The sequence below is a fragment of the Streptomyces capoamus genome, assembly GCF_014654935.1.
In the GTDB taxonomy this organism is placed as follows: Bacteria; Actinomycetota; Actinomycetes; order Streptomycetales; family Streptomycetaceae; genus Streptomyces; species Streptomyces capoamus.
On the sequence record NZ_BNBF01000001.1, the window covers coordinates 317,066 to 318,425 of the forward strand.

2 protein-coding genes are annotated in these 1,360 nt (G+C 70.9%); both read right to left on the reverse strand.

From position 1 onward, the window contains the following. The coding region (locus IE312_RS38435; protein ID WP_229898848.1) for an alpha/beta fold hydrolase at positions 1 to 253 on the reverse strand (253 nt) is incomplete at its 3' end. Between the two features lie 369 nt (positions 254 to 622). After that, positions 623 to 1,360 (reverse strand): MFS transporter (locus IE312_RS38440; protein ID WP_229898850.1); only part of this gene is annotated, 738 nt, incomplete at its 5' end.

Here is a 1,360-nt window from a genome sequence, read left to right on the forward strand (position 1 = left end):
CGTCGGCCAGCACGTTGACGTCGGCGACATAGGTGTCCATGTCATGGCCGGTCGCCGGCTGGCTGGAACGTCCGTGCCCGCGGCGGTCGTGGGCGATGACGCGGTACCCCTTGGAGAGGAAGAACAGCAACTGGGCGTCCCAGTCGTCCGAGCTGAGCGGCCAGCCGTGGTGGAAGACGATCGGCCGGCCGTCCCGCGGGCCCCAGTCCTTGTAGAAGATGACGGTGTCGTCCGGCGTGGTGACTGTACTCATCCGTGACTCCCTGCTGTGCCTGATGTCCGGTCGTGCGTTCTGTGCGTCGGGCCGCGCGCCCGGTGAACCGGAGGTACGCCGAACGACCGCTGCCCTTGTACGAGAACCATGTCCCGGACAAAGAGCCCTGGGCCGTCATGCCGCCCGGGTCGCACTCGGTTTCACTTGGTTGCTTCGACCGCTTGGCGGATGACGGCCACGATCTCGCCGGGGTGAGTGGGCACGACCGGGTGCGGGGAGCCGTGCGGCGGCGCGGGATCCGGGCAGTGAGCCGCAGCCCGCAGCCCGCCGGTCGAAGCGTCCACCGCAAACGTCCGGGCAGCCGCGGCGGCAGGCCGCAGGCAGCTCGGCCGTGAGGTGACGAACGGTCTAGTCGCGGACCGGTACGCGGTCCTCCCGCGCCTCGGTCACGGTGGACTTGGCGACCACGACGGAGTGCCCCGGCCGGGAACGGCGCAGTCCGCTGAGCGACAGCAGCAGCCCCGCGACCGCGATGACCGTGACCACGACCAGACCGGGCCGGTAGCTGTCCAGCACGGCCTGCGCGGTGGCGTGTTCGGGGGCGTGCGCGGTCACCACCGCCGTCACGACGGCCAGGAAGATCGCGCCGCCCACCTGCACCGAGGTGTTGAGCAGGCCCGAGACCATGCCCTGCTCGTGCTCGTCCACGCCGTTGGTGGCCTGGACGTTGAGCGACGGGAAGGTCAGGGCGAAGCCCGAGCCGACCAGCAGCATGGTCGGCAGGATCACGGCCGCGTAGACCGGGTGCAGGTCGACGCGGAGGAACAGCGCGTATCCGGCCGTCAGCAGGGCGAAGCCGACCACGATCAGCCGCGCGGTGCCGAACCGGTCGATGACGGCCCCGACCCTCGTCGCGGAGAGCGCCACCAGCGCGCCCGCCGGCAGGAACGCCAGTGCCGTGTGCAGGGCCGACCAGCCCAGTACCTGCTGCATGTAGAGGGTGACCAGGAACTGGAACCCCGTGTAGCTGCCGACGAACATCAGCGCGCCCAGCTGGGCCCGGACCTGCGGCCCGGAGCGCAGCACTCCGAGCCGGATCAGCGGGCTCGGGCTGCGCCGCTCGACGAGCACGAAGGCGACCAGCAT